The following is a 23231-nucleotide window of genomic DNA, read 5'->3' as shown; positions in this document are numbered from 1 at the left end:
CGTCATCGTTGCGATCACCATCACCGCGATGCTCGGGATCCTCGTGCTCTTCGGGCAGTGGTGGCAGAGGTAAGGAAGGAACATGGCCGTCGAAGCACCGCCCAAGCCAACGCTCGCCGACAAGATCTACGACAAGCTCTTCCATAACTACGTCTGGAAGTCCATCTTCCGCACCGGCTACCCGAACACGCCGCGCAACCAGATGCTCATCGTTGCGACGAACGTGTTCCTCCACCTCCACCCCACCCGCATCCACCGCACTCACGTCAAAATCACCCACACCTACTGCCTGGGCGGCCTTTCCTTCTTCATGTTCCTCGGCCTCACCGTCACGGGCATCCTGCTGATGTTCTACTACGTGCCCTCCGTCGAGCGGGCCTACCTCGATATCCAGAACATCACCACCACCGTCCAGTTCGGCCAGCTGATGCGCAACATGCACCGCTGGATGGCCCACGCCATGGTCATCCTCGTCTTCCTCCACATGATGCGCGTCTTCTATACCGGCGCCTACAAACCCCCGCGCGAATTCAACTGGGTCGTCGGCGTCATCCTCCTCGTCCTCACCTTCCTCCTCAGCTTCACCGGCTACCTCCTGCCGTGGGACCAGCTCGCCTTCTGGGCCATCACCGTCGGCTCCGAAATCGCCGGCTCCGCGCCCGTCCTCGGCCCGAAGACCCGCTTCTGGATGCTCGGCGGCTTCGAAGTCGGCCCGAACGCGCTCATCCGCTTCTACACGCTCCACGTCATCGGCCTGCCGCTGCTCGCCGCCATCTTCATGGCCGTGCACTTCTGGCGCATCCGCCGCGACGGCGGCCTCGCGCGGCCGCTCTAAGCCGCCGCCACACTCCAGGTTGAGAGAGGGGAACGCATGGCAACCGCAGTCGTAGCTCGGCCCGTCGCGCGGCCTCAGCCCCGCGCGCGCGACGAAGAGGTCCTCGTCTGGCCCGACCTCATCTTCGTCGAATTCATCTCGGCGCTCGTCTTCACCGTCGGCCTCCTCATCCTGTCGACGTTCATGAACGCGCCGCTGCTCGACCAGGCGAACCCCGACGTCACGCCGAACCCCTCCAAGGCGCCCTGGTACCTCCTCAACCTGCAGGAGCTCCTGCTCCACATGAACGCCGCCATGGCCGGCATCATCGTGCCGACCGTCTGGCTCATCCTCCTCGCCGCTTTCCCCTACTTCGACCGCGATAACGAAGGCCAGGGCGCATGGTTCGCCACCGAAAACGCCTGGCGCATCACCATCGTCTCCGGTATCGTCGCCTTCGTCGGCACCTGGATCCTCATCCTCTGGGACACCGGCAAGGTCGCCTACTTCCTCCATGCCTGGTTCGGGCTCTCCGGCGGCGATACCTTCCGCTTCCTCGAAAACGTCCGCTCCATGCAGTCGCAGCTGCCGTGGCCTGAATGGTCGCACAGCATCACCTACCTGCCGTTCGAACTCCGCATCCTCGACGGCACCGGCCGCGGCGGCCCCACCACCTTCCAGCACCTCGACTTCCCCGGCTGGCTCGTCGAGCAGGCGATCCCGATCGTCGCCCTCGTCGGCCTGCCGAGCCTCCTCATCTACACCCTCTGGCGGATGGGCTGGGTGGTCAGCCGGCGCGACGCGCTCCTCGCGCTCTTCACCGGCTTCGTGGTCGTCTTCGGCGTCCTCACCCTCGTCGGCACCGCCTTCCGCGGCCAGGGCCAGGAGCTCGTCCTCCCGTGGCAGCTCAAGGTGAGCGAAGGCATCCCGGGGCAGGAGGCACACTGACATGGCAGCTGAAACCGCACCCCGCGCCACCGGGCGCATCGAACGCGCACGCCAGATCGAAGCCCGCAAGCTCGCCCGCCGTTCGTTCCTCCGCGTGAGCGCCTTCGCCGGCCTCACCCTCTTCACCGGCGGCCTCATCGCCAGCTTCCTCGGCTTCTTCAACCTCCGCCGGCCGAGCGGCTTCGGCGGCACCGTGACCGTCACCGCCGACCGCATCCCGCGGCCCGGCGCCGACCCGGTCCGCATCCCCGAGGGCAAGTTCTGGCTCGTCAACCTCAACGGCCCGGAGGGCGACGTCCTCCAGGTCGGCGGCACCGGCGGCCTCCTCGCCCTCTACTGGAAGTGCCCCCACCTCGGCTGCACCGTGCCGTGGAACCCGGCCTTCAACGGCGCCCAGGTGAACTTCCCGGGCATCATCGGCTGGTTCCGCTGCCCCTGCCACGGCTCGACCTACTCCAAGGCCGGTATCCGCGTGTACGGCCCCGCGCCGCGCCCGATGGACACCATGCGCCTCACCGTCAACGCCGACGGCTCCGTGAACGTCAACACCGGCCAGATCACCAGCGGCTCGGCCGATAACCCGCTGCGCGCCGTGCCCTACGCGTAGGAAGAGGAGGTTCGATTGAACACCCAAAAGCAGATCATCCTGATCGTCGCCCTCCTCTTCATGACCGTCGGCGGCTGCGCAGCCTACGCGGCCATCGACCTCCCCGTTCGCTCGGAGTCGCAGCAGACCTGGACGATGGACCAGTCCCGCGAGCGGGGCGCCCTCCTCTACGCGAACAACTGCCGCACCTGCCACGGCAACCGCGGCGAGGGCGGCGTCGGCCTCCCGCTCGATACGCCGGAGTTCAAGAACCAGGATCCCCTCGTCCTCGCCGCCAATAAGGCGATGCTCCGCCGCACCCTCTACTGCGGCCGCGCCGGCACCCGCATGCCCGCCTGGCTCAACACCAACGGCGGCTCGCTCAATACCATCCAGATCGAACACCTCATCAACCTCATCACCGCGCCCGAGGACACCGAAGTCGACGGCGTCCCCACCTCCAAGTGGTGGCTCGAAGCCGAGCACTTCGCCCACAACCTGAATACTGAGCTCACCGCCCTCGTCAGCGGCGATACCCTCACCACCATCGCCCGCCAGCACGGCATCGGCTACGCCGAGATCTCCGCCGCCAACGGCAACCGCAACGTCGACGAAGTCCTGCCGAAGTACACGCGCGTCCGCATCCCGGGCTTCAGCGCGATGCCGAACGGCTACGTCTACACCGTCTACAAGGACAACGAGACCCTGCGGAAGATCGCCGATGCCCAGTTCGTCGGCCCCGTCATCATCGCCGACCTCAACGGGCTGAAGTACACCTACGAAGAGAAGCGCGGCGTCGCGACGATGCAGCTCCTCACCGCCGACGGCCAGCCCCGCGCCGGCCTCTTCCCCGGTGAGACGCTCCAGCTGCCGCAGGGCGCGACCTACATCATCGCCGCCGGAGATACCCCGTCCTCCATCGCCCAGCAGCACGGCATCGCCGTCGCCGACCTCCGCCAGCTCAACCCCGACATCTTCAACGGCGTCGCCGACACCGCCGAGCTCGAGCACCGGCGCCGGCTGAACCTCCCCAACCTCGTCTACGTCGCGAAGGAAGGCCAGACGCTCGCCGAAATCGCCGAGATGCACGGCATCACGGACGTCGCCGCCCTCGCCACCCTCAACAACCTCGACCCGGCCTCGCCGGTCGTGAACCCCGGCCAGGAGATCCGGCTGCCCTCCGGCACCCGCTACATCGTCGGGCTCGCCGATACCTGGCAGTCGGTCGCCAACGACCACAAGACCACCGTGGCCGACCTGGCGCGCGCCAACAATGCGGACCCGGCCACGCCGCTCAGCCAGGACGTCGTCATCCGGCTGCCGAAGATCGACCGCTACACGGTGAAGGGCCAGAGCCTCGAGGAAGTCGCCGCCGGCTTCTCCAACGTGACGGCCGCGACCCTCGCCGAAGCCAACGGCATCCAGGCGAACAGCATCCTCGCCATCGGCACCGCGCTGAAGCTGCCGGATTCGGCCTGGGGCACCGCGCCGCCCGACGCGATCAACCCCGGCACGGCCTGCGTCCAGTACGCCATCCCGAATGCCGTCTTCGAAACCCTGCCTGGCCTCGGCACCCCGGTCAGCATCACGAAGCCGGACAACTTCAGCACCGACGTGAAGATTGACGCCCACGCCAGCGACTGGACCGTTATCGCCGACGGCCAGCAGCAGCCCCCGAACCAGGGCGGCGTGAAGGTAAAGCCCGGCACCACCATCACCTTCACGTCCGTCGTCGGCCTCCACAACATCGTCTTCAACGGCCAGGTGCAGGGGCCTGACCTCCGCCAGGGCGATACCCGCCAGATCACCATGAACACGCCCGGCGAATTCAAGGTGACCTGCGATTACCATCCGCCGATGCTCGCCTACATCTGGGTCGAGGAATAACCTCCGCCCGCGCGCACCGCACGAAGGGGGGCCGTCCGGCCCCCCTTCCGTTTGACCCCGGCCCGCCGCCTCCGTAGGATCCGGCCAAATACCGCGCCCGGCACCCGGGCGCCAATTTCCACAGGACAGGGGAAGAAGGGATGGCAGCAGCCCAGACTGGCAAGCGCTACGTCGTGCCCGGCGGCGTCGCCGAATTCATCGTCACCAAAGGGGGCAACGGCGAACTCCGCTGCGGCGATGTCCCCATGCAGATCCGCGGCCAGGAAGACCCGAGCGTCACCGTCGATACCACCGGCATGGAGACCGTCCAGCTCGGCAAGCGCTACCGCGATGAGCAGACCGGCATCGAAGTGCTCGTCGTGAAGCCCGGCCCGTGCGCTCTCAACGTCGACGGCCGCCCGATGGAGCTCCTCCAGCCGAAGGTCCTCCCCTCGGCCGACTGACGCCGCGGCCGTCCGCAGTCCGCTACCATGGAATGGCCCGCCGCCCGGCGGGCCATTCCCGTCCGAGCCCGGCCGCCCATGTCGCTCGAAAAAGCCATCGAATCCCAGATCCAGGAAGCCATGGCCGCCGGCCTCTTCGATAACCTCCCCGGCGCCGGCAAACCGCTCCGCTTCGACGGCAACGAAAACGACCCGAACTGGCTCGGCCACCATATCCTCAAGAACGCCGGCGTCCTCCCGGAATGGCTCAACCTCGCGCGCGACATCGAAGCCGGGCTCGAACGGCTCGCCGGCATCGATGAGGCCCACCGCCGCCTCTGCGAGCAGGCCGCCGCCACCGGCGACTGGGAGGGCCACCGCCTCGCCATCCTCCACGCCCGCCAGCGGTACGAACAGCTCGCCCGCGACATCCGCCGCCAGCAGGACCGCTTCAACCTCGATGCCCCCGGCATCCGCACCGAACGCCCCGGCATCTGGGTCGAATACCACCTCGAGCGCCTCGACAGCCGCATCCCGGCCGGTTTCCGCCATCTGTTCGCCTGAGGCCGCCCGGCCGTGTTACAGTAAAGGACGCGCCTCGCGCGCATCCACCATCCCACCCAGAAGGCGAGGTGAGAGCAGCTCTTGTCCGAAGTCATCGTTGCCGAAGGCGAGCCGTTCGAGGTAGCCCTCAAGCGCTTCAATAAGCGCGTCCAGCAGGACGGCATCCTCTCCGAAGCGCGGCGCCGCGAGCACTACGAAAAGCCCAGCGTCAAGCGCAAGAAGAAGGAAGCAGCGCGCCTTCGCAAACTCCGCAAGAAGCAGCTTCGCAGCGAAGCCCGAGCCGCCGCCCGGCGCTGAGCCGCCTCGCAGCACCACGACCGACACCGATGGCCCGGCACCTTCGCCGGGCCATCCCGTTCTGGAGCCCGCCTATGTCCACCCTCCGCGACCGCATCCAGGCCGACCTCGCCGACGCCATGCGCAGCCGCGACGAGACCCGCAAGTCCACCCTGCGCATGCTCCTCTCCGCCATCAAGAACGCCGAGATCCGCACCCCGCCCGCCGGCGCCAACGACGAAGAGCTCGCCCGCATGGCCGAACTCCCGCCGCTCGTCCTCGATGACGCCGCCGTCCTCGCCCTCATCCAGAAGCAGATCAAGCAGCGCAAGGAAAGCATCGAGCAGTTCCGGAAGGCCGGCCGGCAGGACCTCGTCGACAAGGAATCCGCCGAAGTCGCCGTCCTCGAGACCTACCTCCCGCAGCAGGCCAGCCGCGACGACATCGAAGCCGCCGCCCGCCGCGTCATCGCCGAGACCGGCGCCACCACCGCGCGCGACCTCGGCAAAGTCATGCCCGTGCTCACGAAAGAGTTCGCCGGACGCGCCGACGGCCGCACCATCAACGACATCGTCCGAAGCCTGCTCGGCGGCTGAGGCGGCCCGCGATGGCGATCCGCGGCGTCCTCTTCGATTGGGATGGCACGATCGCCCGGCCCGGCGCCGACCGGGTTCCCGAAGCCTGCGCCGCTGTCGCCGCCTACGCCGCCCGCGAACTCGGCGTCGAAGCCCGCCCCGCCGACGTCGAACGCGCCTTCGAAGCCGTCCTGCCGAACCGCGGCCCCTACCCCGGCGACCGCGCCCCGGAGATCTGCGGCATCCTCGGCCAGGCCTTCACCTGGCTCGGCTGGCCCGCCGCCGCCGGCGACGTCGAAGCTGCCGCCCGCCTCTTCTTCGATGCCGCCTGCCGCGGCCAGGAAGTCTACGACGACGCCCGCGCCATCCTCGCCTCCCTGAAGTACCGCGGCTACCGCCTCGGCGTCGTCAGCAACTCCATCTTTCCCGCTGCCTACTGGCACCCGCTCATCAACAGCCTCGGCCTCGCCGGCTACCTCGAAACCTTCGTCTCCTCCGCCGATGTCGGGCTCGCCAAGCCCAGCCCCTCGCCCTTCCGGCGCGCCCTCGCCGACCTCGGCCTCGAACCCCACGAGGCCGTCTTCGTCGGCGATACCCCGGCGACCGACATCGCCGGCGCGCGGGCCGCCGGCCTCCGCGCCGTCCTGCTCGACCGGCGTGGCCGCCAGCGAGAAGCCGCCGGCTACCTCGTCATCGAACGGCTCGCCGGCCTCGCCGACCTTCTCGGCGAAGGGCTCTCGCCCCGCTACGGCTTCTGAGCCCCCGCCGGTCCGCCCGTCCCGCTCTGGTATCCTGACATCACCGTCATGCTCCGCCCGCCATCCCCCGCCGTCACGCGGGTTACCGCCGCCGCCTTCGGCCTCATCCTCGCCGCCGGGGCCGCCCTCCTCGTCGCACCCATCGCCGGGCTCCGCTCCGACCTCGCCGAGGGCGATTACGCCCCGCGCACCTTCGAAGCCGCCCACGATGCCCAGTTCGTCTCCGAAGCGCTCACCGAAGCCGCCCGCGAGCAGGCCGCCGCGGCCGTGCAGGACGTCCCCCTCCCGCCCGACCCTGCCCTCACCGATGCCCGCGTCGCCGCCCTCCAGCGCTACCTCGCCAGCGTCCGCAGCATCGTCGCCCGCACCGACCTCACCACGCAGCAGAAGGCCGACCAGCTCGCCGCGCTCGAAGCCCCGGGCCCCATCGGCAGCACCACCCGCCTCTACCTCATCTCGCTCGACACGACCGGCCTCGCGCTCTTCGAATCGCGAGCCGCCGACCTCCTCCGCGCCCTGATGAGCAGCCCCATCGGCCGCGGCGCCACCCCGGAGGAGCAGCAGCGCGACATCGCCGCCGCCGTCGAACAGCTCATCGCCCAGCGCGGCTCCGCCTCCGAAGGCGAGCGCGCGGCCCTCTCCACCCTCCTGCGCGCCTTCGCCGTTTCGAACTTCCGCGTCGATGCCGACGCCACCGAGCGCGCCCGCCAGCAGGCCCGCGACGCCGTCAGCCCGGTCGTCCGCACCATCACCGCCGGGCAGGTGATCGTCACCGAAGGCCAGCGCATCACCGCGCAGGAGATCGAAGCCCTCCGCGCCACCGGCACCCTCCGGGACGGCCTCGACCCCTACACGCTCGGCGGCGCCGGCCTCATCGCCGCCGGCTTCGGCCTCCTCCTCGGCCTCTACGCCTACCTCCTCCAGCCGTTCGAAAGCCCGGCAAACCGCCGGCTCATCGCCGCCGCCCTCACCATCCTCGCCGTCCTCCTCGGCGTTCGCGTCGCCTTCCCCGTCCTGACCCCCGATGCCGAGCGGACCTTCCTCCTCCACGCCATCCCCGTCTCCACGGCGGCCATCGTCGTCGGTTCGTTCGCCCGGCTCTCCTACGCGGCCGTCGTCGCGGCGGCCGTCGGCATCTTCGCCGCCTTCATCGGCGGCAGCTTCCCGCAGGTCGCCGGCTCCACCTACATCGGCCCCCTCCAGTCGCTCGAATACGCCATGGTCGCCACGGCGGGCGGCCTCGCCGGCGCCGCCGCCATCAACCGCGCCGAGCGCATCAACCGCTACGCCCTCGCCGGCATCGCCGCCGCCCTCGCCACCGGCGCCGCGATGGCCTCGTTCTGGCTGTTCGAAATGCCCCGCGCCAACGTCGACCTCGCGTGGATCGGCCTCGCGGCCGGCATCCACGGCGCGGCCAGCGCTGTCCTCGGCCTCGGCATCTTCGCCCTCCTCGCGTTCGCGCTCGGCATCACCTCCCGCATCCAGCTCCTCGAACTCGCCCAGCCCGAGCACCCGCTCCTCCGCCGCCTGCAGGAGGAAGCCCCGGGCACCTACCACCACAGCATGCTCGTCGGCTCCCTCGCCGAGCGCGCCGCCATCGCCATCGGCGCCGACCCCCTCCTCGCCCGCGTCGGCGCCTACTACCACGACATCGGCAAGCTCGCCATGCCCCGCTACTACATCGAAAACATGCTCGAAGAAGGCGCCGCCAGCCCCCACGACGGCCTGCCGCCCGAAGAAAGCGCGCGCATCATCCGCGCCCACGTCACCAACGGCCTCGAACTCGCCCGCAAGCACCGCCTGCCGGACGTCATCCGCGACTTCATCCCCCAGCACCACGGCACCCGCCTCGTCTCCTACTTCTACCGCACCGCCGTCCGCGAAGGCCGCCAGCCCGACCCGGCCGATTTCCGCTACGAAGGCCCGCGCCCCCAGAGCCGCGAAGCCGCCATCGTCATGCTCGCCGACTCCTGCGAGGCCGTCATCCGCGCCGGCGACCACGACCCGGCCGCCATCGACCAGTCTGTCGACGCCGTCATCGCCGAGCGCCTCGCCGAGGGCCAGTTCGACGAATGCGACATCACCATGCGCGACCTCCAGGCGATCGCCCGCACCTTCAAAGCCACCTTCCGCGCCGTCTACCACCCGCGGGTCCGCTACCCGCAGCCCACCCCGGAGGAGCTCGCGTCCGTGGCCCGCGGCGAAACCCCCGTCCGCAGCCCCTGAACCGGCGCGCCCGTTCGACACACCCGGCTGCCCGGCCCCACAATCACCGTATGCGCTTCGCCATCGTCCGCTTCCCCGGCACCTGGAGCGACCGCGACACCTACCACGTCCTCCACGACATCCTCGGCCAGGAGGCCGAAATCCTCTGGCACCGCGAGACCGACCTCGCCCGCTTCGATGCGGTCGTCCTCCCCGGCGGCTTCTCCTACGGCGACTACCTCCGCTGCGGCGCCATCGCCCGCTTCTCCCCCATCATGGAGGCCGTCACCGCCTTCGCCGAGGCCGGCAAGCCCGTCATCGGCATCTGCAACGGCTTCCAGGTCCTCTGCGAAAGCCACCTCCTGCCCGGCGCCCTCGTCCGCAACGCCAGCCTCCAGTTCCGCTGCGAATGGGTCTACCTCCGCCGCGAAGGCGGCCCCAGCCCCTGGGTCGATGCCATCCCCCAGGGCGCCGTCCTCCGCATCCCCATCAGCCACGGCGAAGGCAACTACTACGCCGACCCGGAGACGCTCGACCGGCTCGAAGCCGCAGGCCGCGTCGTCTTCCGCTACTGCGACGCCGCCGGCAACGTCACCCCCGAGGCGAACCCCAACGGCTCCGCCCGCAACATCGCCGGCATCATCAACGAACGCGGCAACGTCCTCGGCATGATGCCCCACCCCGAGCGCGCCGGCGAACCGCTCGTCGGCGGCGACGACGGCAACCGCATCTGGGAATCCGTCATCCGCTCCGCCCTCGCCGCCGTCAGCTAGCGCAGCGCGAATCATCGCATCGTCAACCAAATCTTTACACGTGAACATGTGCGCGCGCAGAATCCGCGGCGCGGGCGCGGCGCCATCGTGTCGCGTCCGCTGGCGCGGGCCCACAGGGCCGGCCGCATGGAGTCGCCCCAGGATGGTCGCTGCAGCTCCCTCCTACCCGTTCGGGCTCGAGATCGACCCGCCAGCATCCCAGTCCCGCCTCGCCATCTTCTTCCGCTACCTCCTCGCCATCCCCCACATCATCGTCGTCGGCATCCTCGGACTCGTCGCCGAAATCCTCGTCGTCCTCGCCTGGTTCATCATCGTCATCACGGGCAAGCTGCCCGGCGGGTTCGCGAGCTTCATCCTCAACGTCTACCACTGGGCCGTGCGCATGCAGGCCTACATCTACCTGCTCACGGGCAAATACCCGCCCTTCGCTATGGGCCCGGATGCCGGCTACCCCGTCCGCTTCTGGGGCGAGGCGAAACTCGACGGCCGCAGCCGCCTGACCGTCTTCTTCCGCCTCTTCATGGTCATCCCTCACGCCATCATCCTCTACATCCTCCAGATCGTGGCGAACTTCCTCCTCTTCATCGGCTGGGTCGTCGGCATCTTCATCGGCCGGCTGCCCGCCTTCATCCACGACTTCGTCTCCGGCTACCTCCGCTGGAACACCCGCGTTGGCGCCTACATGCTCCTCCTCACCGACGAGTACCCGCCCTTCAGCATGAGCTGACGGCGGCCGGCGGCCCCGCGCCTTATCCCGTACGCACGCGCCCGCGTACCATACCCCCATGCCCGTCGACCAGGCCGCCCTCGATGCCGTCGCCCTCAGCCGCGAGGAGTACGACCTCCTCGTCCAGCGCCTCGGCCGCGAGCCGAACGAGGTCGAACTCGGCATGTTCGGCTCGCTCTGGAGCGAGCACTGCGGCTACAAGAACAGCAAGCCCCTCCTCCGCCTCCTCCCCTCCAGCGGCGAGCGCATCCTCACCAAAGTCGGCGCCGAAAACGCCGGCGCCATCGATATCGGCGACGGCCGCTGCGTCGTCATGAAGATCGAGTCGCACAACCACCCGTCCGCCATCGAGCCCTACCAGGGCGCTGCCACCGGCGTCGGCGGCATCGTGCGCGACATCTTCGCCATGGGCGCCTACCCCGTCGCCATCCTCGATTCGCTCCGCTTCGGCCCGCTCGAAAACCCGCAGGACCGCTACCTCTTCCACGGCGTCGTCGCCGGCATCGGCGGCTACGGCAACTGCCTCGGCATCCCCACCGTCGGCGGCGAAGTCTTCTTCGCGCCTGCCTACGCCGGCACCCCGCTCGTCAACGCCATGTGCGTCGGCATCGCCGAGACCGATAAGCTCCTCAGCGCCCGCGCCCAGGGCGAGGGCAACGTCCTCCTCCTCGTCGGTGCCGATACCGGCCGCGACGGCATCCACGGCGCCAGCGGCCTCGCCTCCCGCACCGACCCCGAAGCCCGCTTCGAAGAGATGCGCCCCGCCGTCCAGGTCGGCAACCCCTTCCTCGAAAAGCTCCTCATGGAGGCCTGCTACGAGCTCGCCTCGCAGCACCGCGACTGGGTCGTCGGCCTCCAGGACCTCGGCGCCGCCGGCCTCACCTCCTCCGTCGTCGAATGCTGCGCGAAGGGCGGCTCCGGCGCCATCCTCGACCTCGAAAACGTCCCCCGCCGCGAACAGGGCATGACGCCCTACGAAGTCATGCTCTCCGAGAGCCAGGAGCGGATGCTCGTCATCGCGAAGAAAGAGCACGTCGCCGAGGTCACCGCCCTCTTCGAGCGCTGGGAGCTCCACTGCGCGCCGATCGGCGTCGTCACCGCCGGCCGCGAAGTCGTCGTCCGCGAGCACGGCATCGAAGTCGCCCGCGTCCCCGTCGATATCGCCACCGACCCGCCCCAGTACCGCCGCCAGGGCGTGCGCCCCGCCGAGCTGGCCGAACTGAACGCCTTCGACCCGGGCACCCTGCCCGACCTCGCCCCCGCGGACGCCGGCGCCGCCCTCCTCCGGATGCTCGCCCGCCCCAACATCGCCTCGAAGCGCGGCGTCTTCCGCCAGTACGACCACCAGGTGCTCGCCAACACCGTCGTGCCGCCCGGCGGCGACGCCGCCGTCCTCCGCGTCCCCGGCACCACCCGCGGCATCGCCGTCGCCACCGACTGCAACGCCCGCCTCGTCTACCTCGACCCCTACGCCGGCGGCGCCATCGCCGTCGCCGAGGCCGCCCGCAACGTCGTCTGCGCCGGCGCCGTCCCCGTCGCCGTTACCGACTGCCTCAATTTCGGCAACCCCGAACGCCCGGACGTCTACTACACCCTCGAGCACGCCATCCGCGGCGTCGCCGAGGCCTGCCTCCAGCTCGGCACCCCGGTCGTCAGCGGCAACGTCAGCCTCTACAACGAAGCCGGCGGCCGCCCCGTCTACCCGACGCCGATCATCGGCATGCTCGGCCTCCTCGATGACGTCAGCCACCACCTCCGCGCCGGCTTCGAAGGGCCCGATTGCCAGGTCGTCCTCCTCGGCGCCGCCCTCGAGCAGCCCGCCGCCACCCTCGGCGGCTCCGAATACCTCGAAGCCGAGCACGGCCGCGTCGCGGGCATGCCCGCCATCGACCTCGCGCTCGAACAGCGCCTCCACCAGCTCGTCCTGCGCGCCCACGCTGAGGGCCTCCTCCTCAGCGCGCACGACTGCTCCGAAGGCGGCCTCGCCGTCGCCCTCGCCGAGGGCTGCATCCTCGGCGGCTTCGGTCTCGACGGCGCGCGCGACCTCCCCGGCCGCCTCGATGCCGCGCTCTTCGGCGAAGCCCAGTCCCGCATCGTCGTCACCATCGCCGCCGACGTCTTCCGGCAGGGCGGCGGGCTCGCCCGCCTGCGCGACCTCGGCGAAGAGCTCGGCGTCCCCGTCACCTTCCTCGGCCGCACCACCCGCGAGCCCCGCTTCCGCTTCGGCCCGGTCGACCTCCCGGTCGACGAGCTCCGCCGCGCCTACGAAGCCCTCCTCGACGCCTGACCCTCCCGTTCCCCGCGTTCCGCTATGCTTACGCCATGTTCGGAGGCTCCTTCCGCGTCGCCCGCCTCTTCGGCATCGATATCGAAATCCACCCGTCCTGGCTCCTCATCATCGCCTTCCTCTCCTATTCCCTCTCGGAGGGCCTCTTCCCCGCCCGCTACGAGAACTGGAGCACCGGCACCTACTGGGCCGTCGGCACCGCCTCCGCCTTCCTCCTCTTCTTCACCGTCCTCCTGCACGAACTCGCCCACGCGCTCGTGGCGAAGCGGCGCGGCCTCCCGGTGCCGCGCATCACGCTGTTCATCTTCGGCGGCGTCTCCCACCTGGCGCGTCAGCCCTCCTCCGCCGGCGAAGAGTTCCAGATCGCAGCCGCCGGCCCGGCCACCAGCTTCGTCATCGCCGCCCTGACCGGCGCCGCCGGCCTCCTCCTCGGCTCGCTCAACCAGCAGCTCGAAGCCATCCTCTTCTACCTCGCCGCTGTCAACGCCCTCCTCGGCGTCTTCAACATGCTGCCCGGCTTCCCGCTCGATGGCGGCCGCGTCCTCCGCTCCATCGCCTGGAAGCGCTCCGGCAGCTTCCGCAAGGCCACCCGCACCGCCGCCGGCGTCGGCGAACTGTTCGGCTACACGCTCCTCGGCATCGGCTTCTTCATCCTCCTCGGCGGCTTCCTCCTCGATGGCCTCTGGCTCATGTTCATCGGCTGGTTCCTCCTCGGCGCCGCCCGCGGCGAAGCTTCCAACCTCCAGCTCGAAGGCGTCCTCCGCCGCCTCACCGCGCGCGACGTCATGCGCGCCGACTTCCCCACCGTCGTGCCGGGCCTGCCCCTCTCCGCCGTCGTCGACGAGTACATGGTCGGCCACGGCGAGCGTGCCGTGATGGTCGCGAATGGCGGCGCCGTGCTCGGCATTCTCACCGTCAGCGACGTCCGCCGCGTGCCGCGCGCGGAATGGCCGCACACGCCCGCCCAGGCCGTCATGACCCCGCGCGAGCGCGTCATCACCGTCGACGCCTCCACGCCGGCCGTCGAAATCCTCACGCTCCTCGGCGAAAAGGCCCTCAACCAGGTGCCCGTCCTCGAAGACGGCCGCATGGTCGGCCTCGTCACCCGCCGCGAAATCCTCGAACGCCTCCAGCTCGCCGAATCGCTCGGCGAGAACAATCCCGCCATCGACGAAGAGCGGCCCGCCGCCCCTACCGCCATCCCCTGAGGCGCCCGCCGCGCGCCGCGCCTACTTCCCCGCCGCCAGCGGCCGCCGCGCCCACTCCTCCCAGAGCGGCCACGCCTGCTTGTTCGAGCCGTCCGCCCGCCGCAGCCCGATATCCCGGAACGCCACCGCCGGCCCCGTCGTCGCGAATGCCGGGTCGAGCGCCGCGAACCACACCACCCCCGTGAAGCCGAGCTGCTCCGCCTCCGTCAGCAGCCGCTGCAGGTAGGCCCGCTGCTCCGCCTCCGTCCCCACCGCTTCGCGCCCCTCCACCGGCGCCGAGGGGTAGCCCGTCTCCGCGATGAGGATCTCGCCGTCCCACCGCGCCCGCAGCTGCCGGTAGTAATCCTCCCGGATGTCCGCCACGCTCCGCACTTCGCCGAGGAACGGGTAGGTGCTGATCGCCAGCACGTCCATCTTCCCCCGGAACCGCTCCAGCAGCTCCCAGCGCGGCGGGTGCACCTGTCCGAACGTCCCTTCCAGGTCCTCCAGCTGCCAGGTCGGGAACACCTTCGTCTCCGGGCTGTTCCCCTTCACCACGGCATACGCCTCCTGGTAGAGGGAGACGAACGCCTCGAACTGTTCCGGCGCCCGCTCGTAGATCATGTTCACCTCGACCCCGAGCGCCATGTACGCCGGCCGGTAGTTCTTCGCCACGTACGCTGCGTAGGCCACGAACGCCGCCCGCACGCCCGGGTCCGTGAAGCCCGCCTGCACGTCCACCGAAGGCGGCAGGTTCGCCAGCCGGCTCCGCTGGACCGCCCCGTCCGTCGGGTCGATGGCGAAATACAGCTTCAAGTCGCTGTACTGCTTCAGGAGCGCCGTCTCCAGCCGCGTCGTCTCGGCCGTCTCCTGCGAGATGTTGCCGCCCGGCAGGAAATCGGCCCACGGCGGCGTCCGCTGGATGAGGATGAGGTCCGCGTACTGCGCCGCCGTGGCGAACGCCTGGATGTACGCCTCGCTCGTCAGCTCCGGCGGCAGCGAGCTGAAGCCGAGCAGCAGCGAGCGCGGCTCGCCCGCCGGTTCCTGCCGCTCGACCGCCGGGCCGGGGCCTGCCGGCCCGCTGCCGCCATCGCCGCCGTTCCCGCCGTTGCCGCCGCAGCCGGTCAAGATGAGGGCAGCCGCGACGGCCGCCGCTGCTACAATCCATGCGGCGGGGAACCACGAGGAGCGGCGCATGCCCGTGCGCGCAGCCTTCATCGCAGCCATCATCATCGGCCTCCTCGCTGGCGGCGCCGTCGCCGGCGCGCGCCTCCTCGCATCCCGCGGCGGCCCCGGCGAACCTGCCGCCGAACCCGAGCCCGGCTCGCCCGCCGCCGCTGCCGCCGAGTTCGCCGCCGCCTGGAGCGCCGGCGATTACCAGGCCCTCTACCTGCTCCTCTCCCCGGCTTCCCAGCGCGCCTACGCCTTCGAAGCCTTCGCCGATGCCTACCGCACCTTCGAAGAGCAGCTCACCGTCACCGGCACCGCCGTCCGCGTCGCCAGCGTCGACGGCGCCAGCGCCCGCCTCGACGTGCGCCTCGATACAGCCTATTTCGGCACCCTCGAATACTCCACCGCCCTCGAGCTCGTCCCTGCACCGGCCCGTTACCTTGCCGCCTGGGACCCGTCCGTCATCCACCCCCGCATGGCCGGCGGCTACACCTTCAGCTCCATCATCCAGCGCCCGGTCCGCGGCACCATCTACGACCGCAACGGCATCGAACTCGCCGTCACGCGCGACATCCGCCACGTCGGCCTCAACCGCAGCGTCATCACCGACCGCCCGGCCCTCGAAGCCGCCCTCCTCCAGTTCGGCTTCACCCGCGAGCAGGTCGATGCCGCCTTCGCCTCTCCCGCTCCCCTCAACCACCGCGTCCGCGTCGGCCCCATCCCCGAGGACAGGGTGGAGCTCGCCAACCAGCTCCTCCGCCCCTTCCAGGGCATCGTCATCTACGTCGAATCGCAGCGTGTCCACCCGCTCGGCCCGGCCGCCGCCCACGTCGTCGGCTACACCCGCGAATACACCGCCGAGGAGCTCGCCGCCCGCAAAGGCCAGGGCTACCGCCCCGGCGACCGCACCGGCGCCGTCGGCCTCGAAGCCCTCCTCGATGACCGCCTCGCCGGCGCCATCGGCGCCGAGCTCCGCCTCATCGGCCCTGACGGCGGCGTCGCCGAGGTGCTCATCTCCCGCCCCTTCCGCCAGGGCGAAGACATCCGCACCACCCTCGATGCGCCGACCCTCCAGCGCGCCTACGAGCGGCTCGGCGGCCGCGCCGGCGCCGCCGTCGTCATCGACCCGGCCAGCAACGACCTCCTCGCGCTCGTGAGCTCGCCCTCGTTCGACCCGGACGCCTTCGAACGGGGCGATGCCGCCGCCCTCGCCGCCATCACCGCCGCCCCCGGCGCGCCGCTCGCCAACCGCGCGACGTCCGGCCTCTACGCCCCGGGGTCCACCTTCAAGCTCATCACCGGCGCGGCCGGCATGGTCTACCTCGGCCTCGAGCCGACCGACCGGCTCGAATGCGGCGCCGTCTGGTACGGCGTCGACCCGCCCCGCCGCAACTGGGAGGGCGCGCAGGGCATGCTCACCATCGCCGAGGCGCTCATGCGCTCCTGCAACCCCGTTTTCTACGAAATCGGCCTCCGCCTCTACGACGGGTTCGATGACGCGCTCGCGGAGATGGCCCGCCAGTTCGGCCTCGGCGCCCCCACCGGCACGGTCGGCGTCGTCGAAGAAGCGGGCCTCGTGCCCGATGCCGCGTGGAAGCGCCGCGCCACCGGCCAGCCCTGGTACCCCGGCGACGAAGTGAACCTCAGCATCGGCCAGGGCGACCTCCAGGTCACCCCCCTCCAGCTCGCCAACGCCTACAGCACCTTCGTCACCGGCCAGCTCCGGACGCCGCGGCTCCTCGCCGGCGCCGAGGCGGCGGTCCGCGGCACGCTGCCCCTCACCCCCGAGCAGCGCGCTCACCTCCAGCGCGGCCTCGAACTCGTCACCGGCCCCTCCGGCACGGCTTCCGCCGCCTTCGCGCTCGCCGGCTACACGAACTTCGCCGGCAAATCCGGCACCGCCGAGGACGCCAACCAGCAGTCCCACGCCCTCTTCGTCGCGATGACGCCGGCCAGCCAGCCGCGCGCCATCGCTGCCGTCGTCCTCGATGACGGCAAGTCCGGCTCCATCGAAGCCGGGCCCATCGCCCGCGACATCCTCCTCGCCGCCGTCCGCTGAGCGGTCAGCGGCCCCGCCACTGCGGCTCCCGCCGCTCCCGCGCCGCCGCCATCCCCTCCCGCGCGTCCTCCGTCGCCTGCGCCACGCGCCGCATCGTCTCGCCGAACCGGATCGCCTCGACCCACGGCATCTGCTGGCCGCGCCAGGCTACCTCCTTCGTCGCCCGGACCGCCAGCGGCGCCGACTTCAGCAGCCGGTCGGCCAGCGCGCGCGCCTCGTCCATCAGCCGCTCGTGCGGCACCACCTTCCACACGAGCCCCATCTCCTTCGCCCGCTGCGCATCGACCCGTTCGCCGATGAGCAGGAGCTCCATCGCGTGCTGCCAGCCCACCCGCTGCGGCATCCGCACCGCACCCTGGATGGTCGGCACCCCGAGCCGCACCTCCGGGAAGCCGAACTCCGCCCGCTCGCTCGCGATGACGAAGTCGCACGCCGCCACCAGCGTGCAGGCGAAGCCGAGGCAGTACCCGTTCACCGCCGCGATGACCGGCTTCCACACCTCCAGCCCGTTCTCCAGCGAGGTCAGGCTCGGCGTCTCCCAGTGAGTCGCCCCGCGCGGCGGCGCGCTCCCGCGCAGGTCGGCCCCCGCGCTGAACGCCCGGCCCGCGCCGGTCACGATGGCGACCCACGCCTCCTCGTCGTCCCGGAACCGCGCCCACGCCGCGTCGAGGTCCTCGCGCAGCTCCGCGTTGATCGCGTTCAGCGCCTCCGGCCGGTTGTACGTGATGGTCGCCACCCGGCCGTCCCGTTCGTAGAGCACCGTGCCCGGCATCGCAGCACCCCCGCGCTGGAGTTCGCGCCGGAGTCTACCCCCGCCGGGCGCAGCCTGCGCGCCGCTCCTTCAGCGTCACGTTCGCGTACAGGTCCTCGTACGAACCGTCCCGGTACGTCCGCGTGATGTCGATCCAAATCGTGTCGCCCGCCTTCCGCGACCGCAGCTCGTCGCAGAATTCCCCGACGGTTTCGACCCACACGCTGTCGACGTAGTAAACGAGGTCCGAATAGCCGAGCCCTGCCTGGTCGGCCGGGCTGCCGGCGTCGAGGCGGACAGATGTGCCTCCGCGCCGCTCAGATCGCCCGGCCGCGCAGCCGGTCCTGCTTCCCCGGCGCGGCCGTCAGGAAGTCCAGGAACTGCTGCCAGTAGCGGCTGAGCAGGTACTGCCCGAGCAGCGCCCCCGCCACCGCCGTCAGCACGATCACCCAGTCGCCGGTGTGGACTTCGGTGAAGTCGAAGAACTGCCGCAGCCGCGGCGTGTAGATGGTGACGAGGAAGCCGGCCACCAGCAGCAGCCCGAGGAAGCTCGTCAGCACCGGCCGCGTCAGGCTCCGCCACGACGCGCCCTGGAACCCCAGCACCTCCACCATGAAGAACAGCCCCGTGATGCCCATCGTCAGCGAGACGAGCGTCCGCGCCTCCGCGATGTCCCGCCGCAGCACCCCTTCCGTCAGCAGGTGGACGAGAATCGCCGCCACCGCCAGCGCCACCGAGGCCGGCAGCGCCCAGCGGAGCACGTTCCGCGTGAAGTCCCGCCCCGCATCCGGCGGCGGCACGCTGATCGAAATGAACACCGCCGGGATGCCGAGCGTCAGCAGCGCCGTCAGCGACCCGTGCCGCGGCAGGAACGGGAAATCGAGCCCCAGCATGTTCGTGGCCACAATGATCAGGTAGGCGTACAGGCTCTTCGCGATGAACAGCTTGCTCAACCGCGCCGCGTTCCCGAGCACCGCCGTCGCCTCCTTCGCCCCCCGGATGAGCGCGAGGAACGAATCGTTCAGCAGCACGATGCCCGCGACCGCCCGCGTCATCGAGGTGCCGCTCGCCATCGACACCGCCACGTCCGCCGTGCGCAGCGCCTGCACGTCGTTCGCGCCGTCGCCCACCATCGCCACGAAGTGCCCGTTCTCCTTCAGCGCTTCCACGATGCGCGCCTTGAGCGCCGGGGTCACCCGCCCGAAGACGCTGTGCTCTTCGACCGCCCGGAGGAACGCCTCGCCCTGCAGCGGCTCCAGCTCCGGCCCGGCAACGACCCCGCCCTTCAGCCGGATGCCCAGCTGCGCCAGCAGCGCCCGCACCGTCTCCGGATTGTCGCCGGAGATGATCTTCGGCTCGATGCCGAGCTGCTCCATCATCGCGAAGGCGTTCCGCACCTCCGGCCGCAGCTCATCCCCGAGCGTCAGCAGCGCCAGCGCGCGCAGCGGCCCCGGGTCGGCCCCCGGCCCCGGCAGCTGCTCCGCCTCCGCGAAGACCACCCCGCGGAGCCCCTGCTCCGCCGCCTCCCGGTAGGCCGGCTCCAGCTCGGCGCCGTTCGCGCACCGCGGCAGCACCGTCTCCGGCGCCCCGAGGACGAAAACCCGCACCTCGCCGTCCTTCTCCAGCCGCACCGCGCTCCACCGCCGCTCCGAATTGAACGGCACCGAGCCGGTCGCCCGCGCGAGGTTCGTCGTATTCCCGAGCGCGTCGGCCAGCGCCTCCGCCGTTTTGCTCTCCTCCCGGCTGGCCGCGGCGAACGCCCCCAGCCAGCCCGCGTACGCTTCCGCCCCCGGCAGCCAGCGCACCTCCCGCAGCGACATCCGGTTCGCCGTGATCGTGCCCGTCTTGTCGAGGCAGATGACGTCCGTGTAGTTCAGCGCCTCGACCGCGTTGATGTCCTGCACGATTGCCCCCGCCCGCGACACCCGCACCGCGCCGACCGCGAACGCCACCGTCATGCCGAGCAGCAGCCCCGTCGGCACCACCGTCGTCACCGTCGCCGTCGTCGCCTTGAGCGCGTCGGCCAGCTCCCGGCCCGTCATCAGATACTGGATCATCAGCGCCGCCGCGAGCACGCCCGTCGCCGTCAGCAGCACCCGGAGGATCCGCTTGAACCGGATCTGGAGCGGCGTCAGCCGCTTCACCAGCTGGCGCGCGTCGGCCGTCAGCCGCATCGCGTACGCCTCCTGCCCCACCTTCTCCGCGAGGTAGTAGCAGTCACCCGCCGTGCAGAAGCTCCCGCTCCGCAGTTCGTCGCCCGGCCCCCGCTTTACGGAGTCCGACTCGCCCGTCAGCAGCGATTCGTCCACCTCCGCCTCGCGCGCCACCACCCGGCCGTCGGCCACCACCTGATCGCCCTTCTTCAGGTGGATCAGGTCGCCCTGCACGACGTCCTCGGCCGCGATGTCCAGCTCCTGCCCGTCGCGCACCACCGTCACGTGCGGCGCCGTAAGCGCGCGCAGCTCCCGCAGCGTCCGCGTCGCCTTCAGCTCCTGCAGCGTCGCCACGAGCACGTTCGCGATGACGACGAGGCCGACGAAGATGCCGTCCTTGAACTCGCCGATCGCCAGCAGCGCGATGATGAGCGACCCGAGGATGACGTTGAAGAACGTGAGGACGTTCGCCCGGATGACGTCCGCGTCGCTCCGGATGCGGCCCCCGTCCCGGTTCGTGAGCCCGGCGGCGGCGCGCGCCATCGCCTCCGCGGAGGTGAGCCCGCGCAGCTGTGCCGCCTCCTGCAGCCCGGGGAGCGGAGCCTGTGCCGCCTGCGTCACGCGTCTAGCCTGAAGCAAACGCGCCCGGAATGAAAGACCGGCCGGTTAACCCGCGCCTAACATCCCCGCGCGCATAGTACGGGTGCGCTGAGCAGCTCCCCCTGCGGGATGCGCACGAAAAGGCGGCCAGCCCTTCCCTCCGGCTGGCCGCCTTCTTTCTTCCAGCGATGGCCGCTCCTCCGCGGCCTTCCGCCGCGTCAGGCCTTCAGGCCGATGATGGACAGCGAGATCAGCATGCCGATGAAGACGCCGCACATCAGCGTCAGCCAGCCAACCGTTCTCCACATGGCAGTCCACCCTCCCGTTGGACTCCGGCGCGTTTCGCCCGGCGCCCTCATCGTAACTCCCCCCGCGCCCACACGCGACGCCGCCGCCGAACCGCTACGATATCCGTATGCGCAGCGCATCCCGGGGCAGCAGGTGAGGGCGGTCATCCTCGCCGCCGGCGACGGCGGCCGGCTCGGCCATCTCACCCGCGAGCGGCCCAAGCCCCTCGTCGAAGTCGCCGGGCGCCCCATCATCGCCTACACCCTCGACGCCCTCGCTGCCGCCGGCATCCGCGATGTCGCCGTCATCCTCGGCTACCGCGCTGCCCAGCTCGGCGAAGCGCTCGCCGCCGCCTCCCACGGCCTCGCCCTTTCCTTCATATATAACGCCCGTTTCCGCGAAGGCGCTTCCCTCTCCCTCGCCGCTGCCCGCCAGTGGGCCGGCAGCGATCCCTTCCTCCTCCTCATGGCCGACCACCTCCTCTCCGCCGCCATCCTCCGGCGCCTCATCGAAGCCCGGGCAGCCCAGCCCGCCGGCGTCTCCCTCGTCGCCGCCGACAGCCCCGCCCGCTGGCCCGAAGATTACCGCGACGAAGCCACCCGCCTCGCGCTCGACCCGGAGGGGTTCGTCACCGCCATCGGCAAGCGCATCGACCCGTACGACGCCCTCGATACCGGCGCCTTTCTGCTCGACCCTGCGGCCTGGCGCGCCGTCGATGCCGCGCCCGAGAGCTGCGAACTCTCCGCCATCTTCGCCCGCCTCGCCGCCGGGCGCGCCCTCCGCGCCGTCGACATCGGCGGCGCGCACTGGTACGACATCGATACCGGCGCCGACCTCGAAGCCGCCGAAGCCCTCCTCGCAGCCCGCCAATGACCTACGACGGCCTCGTCTCGCGCCACCTCAACCGGCGGCTCAGTCGGCCCGCGGCCCGCGCCCTCCGCCCCACCCCGGTCACCCCCAACCAGGTCACCGCCTTCACCCTCCTCCTCGCCATCGCGACCGGCGCCATGCTCGCCGCCGGCTGGAACATCGCGGGCGGCATCGCCATCCAGGCCGTCTCCGTCATCGACGGCGTCGACGGCGAACTCGCCCGCCTCAAGAACGCCGCCAGCCGCTTCGGCGCCATCTTCGATGCCGTCACCGACCGCTACGCCGATGCCGCCATCATCGCCGGCATGACCGTCTATGCCGTCCGCTTCGAAGACTGGCCCCGGCCCGAATTCGTCGGCATGCTCGCCCTCGGCGCCTCGCTGATCGTCAGCTACAGCCGCGCCCGCATCGAAGCCGACCTGCCCCACGCCGTCCGCGGCGGCAACCTCGACAGCATCTTCGGCCTCGCCAGCCGCGACGTCCGCAGCCTCATCCTCGCCATCGGCGCCGTCCTCGGCCAGTGCTACCTCGCCCTCGCGCTCGTCACCGCCCTCGCCGCCCTCACCATCGCGTGGCGCCTCGCCTACCTCCGCTTCGCGGGGAACCGGGAACCGGGAAGCGGGAACCGGGAAGCGGGGGCCGGGAACCGCGAGGGCTGACGCTGACGCCCATTCCGTCGTCGCGGGACGCCATGCGCCCAACGGGTTGTCCGGGACCCCGATATGGTAGAGTCCCGGCCGTGGCGGAATTGCCGTACCGGCAGCTCGAGGTGTGGCAGCGGGCCCAGCTGCTGGCCGAAGAAGTCCTGAACCTGGCAGCATCCGGTCCGCTCGCCCGGGAGCACTGGTTTCGAAGCCAGCTTTGCAGCGCTGCGATGTCGGTCTCGGCCAACATCGCTGAAGGGAACGGCCGCAGCACGCCGCTCGACTACGCCTCATTCATTGACCGGGCGCGCGGCTCCTTGTTCGAGGTCGACTGCTGGCTCGACATGGCCAGGCGCCAGCGCTGGGTCTCGCCCGAGGACGTCGCACGCATCGATGCGCATATCCATGCCGTGAGCGGGATGCTGTTTCAGCTCGCCCGCTCGCTGCGCAAGCGCCAGACCCTGCCGTCACGGGATGGCTGACTGTCTCCCGCCTCCCGGTTCCCGGTTCCCGCCCTACGCCGGCATCCCGCGGCGATGCCGCCGCAGGCGGCGAGCCATCCCCCGCCGCGGGCGGCGAGCCCGCGGCATCCTGCCAAAGGTGGCGAGCGCGCGGCATCCCGCCAACGCCCAACGCCGGACTGCCATCTACAATGAGCCGCGATGAACATCCTCGTCACCACCGACG

The 23231-nt window shown here is 70.8% G+C and carries 22 protein-coding genes; 18 read left to right on the top strand and 4 right to left on the bottom strand.

The features are described 5' to 3' along the window. Positions 1–82 precede the first annotated feature (82 nt). From extP to N2041_RS07515, 14 genes are all read left to right on the top strand, one after another. On the top strand, positions 83–835 hold the full coding sequence (extP, locus tag N2041_RS07580) for a selenite/tellurite reduction operon b-type cytochrome ExtP (RefSeq protein ID WP_270055261.1): 753 nt from the start codon (positions 83–85) through the stop codon (positions 833–835). A 36-nt stretch (positions 836–871) separates the two neighbouring features. Continuing rightward, entirely contained in the window at positions 872–1762 is an 891-nt protein-coding gene (locus tag N2041_RS07575; protein WP_297677412.1) for a hypothetical protein, read from the top strand. Position 1763: 1 nt separating this feature from the next. Beyond that, positions 1764–2369 carry a ubiquinol-cytochrome c reductase iron-sulfur subunit gene (locus N2041_RS07570; protein ID WP_297677411.1) on the top strand — a complete coding sequence of 202 codons (606 nt, stop codon included), beginning with the start codon at positions 1764–1766 and terminating at the stop codon, positions 2367–2369. 15 nt (positions 2370–2384) lie between these two features. Further along, the gene (locus N2041_RS07565; protein WP_297677410.1) at positions 2385–4235 is read left to right on the top strand and encodes a LysM peptidoglycan-binding domain-containing protein; all 1851 of its coding nucleotides are present in this window, start codon (positions 2385–2387) and stop codon (positions 4233–4235) included. Between the two features lie 140 nt (positions 4236–4375). After that, a complete protein-coding gene (locus tag N2041_RS07560; RefSeq protein WP_270055265.1) occupies positions 4376–4678 on the top strand; it encodes a hypothetical protein in 303 nt (100 codons plus the stop codon). Between the two features lie 78 nt (positions 4679–4756). Then, entirely contained in the window at positions 4757–5221 is a 465-nt protein-coding gene (locus N2041_RS07555) for a DUF1992 domain-containing protein (RefSeq protein ID WP_297677407.1), read from the top strand. An 81-nt stretch (positions 5222–5302) separates the two neighbouring features. Then, positions 5303–5518: a 30S ribosomal protein S21 gene (rpsU, locus tag N2041_RS07550; RefSeq protein ID WP_098502930.1), complete on the top strand. Its 216-nt coding sequence runs from the start codon at positions 5303–5305 to the stop codon at positions 5516–5518. Between the two features lie 74 nt (positions 5519–5592). Beyond that, complete coding sequence (locus N2041_RS07545) at positions 5593–6093, top strand: GatB/YqeY domain-containing protein (RefSeq protein WP_297677403.1); 501 nt, start codon at positions 5593–5595, stop codon at positions 6091–6093. Positions 6094–6104: 11 nt separating this feature from the next. Next, complete coding sequence (locus tag N2041_RS07540; RefSeq protein WP_297677401.1) at positions 6105–6830, top strand: HAD family hydrolase; 726 nt, start codon at positions 6105–6107, stop codon at positions 6828–6830. A 48-nt stretch (positions 6831–6878) separates the two neighbouring features. Then, positions 6879–9056 (top strand): HDIG domain-containing metalloprotein, encoded by a 2178-nt coding sequence (locus tag N2041_RS07535; protein WP_297677399.1) that lies wholly within the window; start codon positions 6879–6881, stop codon positions 9054–9056. Between the two features lie 50 nt (positions 9057–9106). After that, on the top strand, positions 9107–9808 hold the full coding sequence (gene purQ / locus N2041_RS07530; protein ID WP_297677397.1) for a phosphoribosylformylglycinamidine synthase subunit PurQ: 702 nt from the start codon (positions 9107–9109) through the stop codon (positions 9806–9808). A gap of 142 nt (positions 9809–9950) precedes the next feature. Beyond that, the gene (locus N2041_RS07525; protein ID WP_297677395.1) at positions 9951–10535 is read left to right on the top strand and encodes a DUF4389 domain-containing protein; all 585 of its coding nucleotides are present in this window, start codon (positions 9951–9953) and stop codon (positions 10533–10535) included. Positions 10536–10593: 58 nt separating this feature from the next. Then, entirely contained in the window at positions 10594–12822 is a 2229-nt protein-coding gene (gene purL / locus N2041_RS07520) for a phosphoribosylformylglycinamidine synthase subunit PurL (RefSeq protein WP_297677393.1), read from the top strand. A 35-nt stretch (positions 12823–12857) separates the two neighbouring features. After that, positions 12858–14030, top strand: coding sequence for a site-2 protease family protein (locus tag N2041_RS07515; RefSeq protein ID WP_297677391.1), 1173 nt, complete (start codon positions 12858–12860; stop codon positions 14028–14030). Between the two features lie 21 nt (positions 14031–14051). On the opposite strand, the gene N2041_RS07510 is transcribed toward N2041_RS07515, so the two are convergent. Beyond that, on the bottom strand, positions 14052–15227 hold the full coding sequence (locus tag N2041_RS07510; protein WP_297677389.1) for a hypothetical protein: 1176 nt from the start codon (positions 15225–15227) through the stop codon (positions 14052–14054). Here N2041_RS07510 and N2041_RS07505 point away from each other — a divergent pair. Next, a complete protein-coding gene (locus N2041_RS07505; RefSeq protein WP_297677387.1) occupies positions 15205–17238 on the top strand; it encodes a penicillin-binding transpeptidase domain-containing protein in 2034 nt (677 codons plus the stop codon). The two genes, N2041_RS07510 and N2041_RS07505, sit on opposite strands and share 23 nt — an antisense overlap. 4 nt (positions 17239–17242) lie before the next feature. Here N2041_RS07505 and N2041_RS07500 read toward each other — a convergent pair whose 3' ends face one another. The 3 genes from N2041_RS07500 to N2041_RS07490 form a co-directional block, all read right to left on the bottom strand. Then, the gene (locus N2041_RS07500) at positions 17243–18010 is read right to left on the bottom strand and encodes an enoyl-CoA hydratase-related protein (protein ID WP_297677385.1); all 768 of its coding nucleotides are present in this window, start codon (positions 18008–18010) and stop codon (positions 17243–17245) included. 34 nt (positions 18011–18044) lie between these two features. Next, on the bottom strand, positions 18045–18212 hold the full coding sequence (locus tag N2041_RS07495) for a hypothetical protein (protein ID WP_367187704.1): 168 nt from the start codon (positions 18210–18212) through the stop codon (positions 18045–18047). 94 nt (positions 18213–18306) lie between these two features. After that, on the bottom strand, positions 18307–20763 hold the full coding sequence (locus N2041_RS07490) for an HAD-IC family P-type ATPase (RefSeq protein ID WP_297677383.1): 2457 nt from the start codon (positions 20761–20763) through the stop codon (positions 18307–18309). 420 nt (positions 20764–21183) lie between these two features. Here N2041_RS07490 and N2041_RS07485 point away from each other — a divergent pair, with 420 nt between their 5' ends. The 3 genes from N2041_RS07485 to N2041_RS07475 all read left to right on the top strand — a co-directional run bounded on the left by N2041_RS07485 (position 21184) and on the right by N2041_RS07475 (position 23026). Then, the gene (locus tag N2041_RS07485; RefSeq protein WP_297677381.1) at positions 21184–21903 is read left to right on the top strand and encodes an NTP transferase domain-containing protein; all 720 of its coding nucleotides are present in this window, start codon (positions 21184–21186) and stop codon (positions 21901–21903) included. Then, positions 21900–22559: a CDP-alcohol phosphatidyltransferase family protein gene (locus tag N2041_RS07480; RefSeq protein WP_297677379.1), complete on the top strand. Its 660-nt coding sequence runs from the start codon at positions 21900–21902 to the stop codon at positions 22557–22559. The genes N2041_RS07485 and N2041_RS07480 overlap by 4 nt, the downstream gene beginning before the upstream one ends. Before the next feature lie 80 nt (positions 22560–22639). Further along, a complete protein-coding gene (locus N2041_RS07475; protein ID WP_297677377.1) occupies positions 22640–23026 on the top strand; it encodes a four helix bundle protein in 387 nt (128 codons plus the stop codon). The last annotated feature ends 205 nt before the right edge of the window (positions 23027–23231 follow it).

This window comes from Tepidiforma sp., assembly GCF_026419595.1.
Lineage (GTDB): Bacteria > Chloroflexota > Dehalococcoidia > Tepidiformales > Tepidiformaceae > Tepidiforma.
This window is presented reverse-complemented; position numbering and strand designations above follow the sequence as displayed.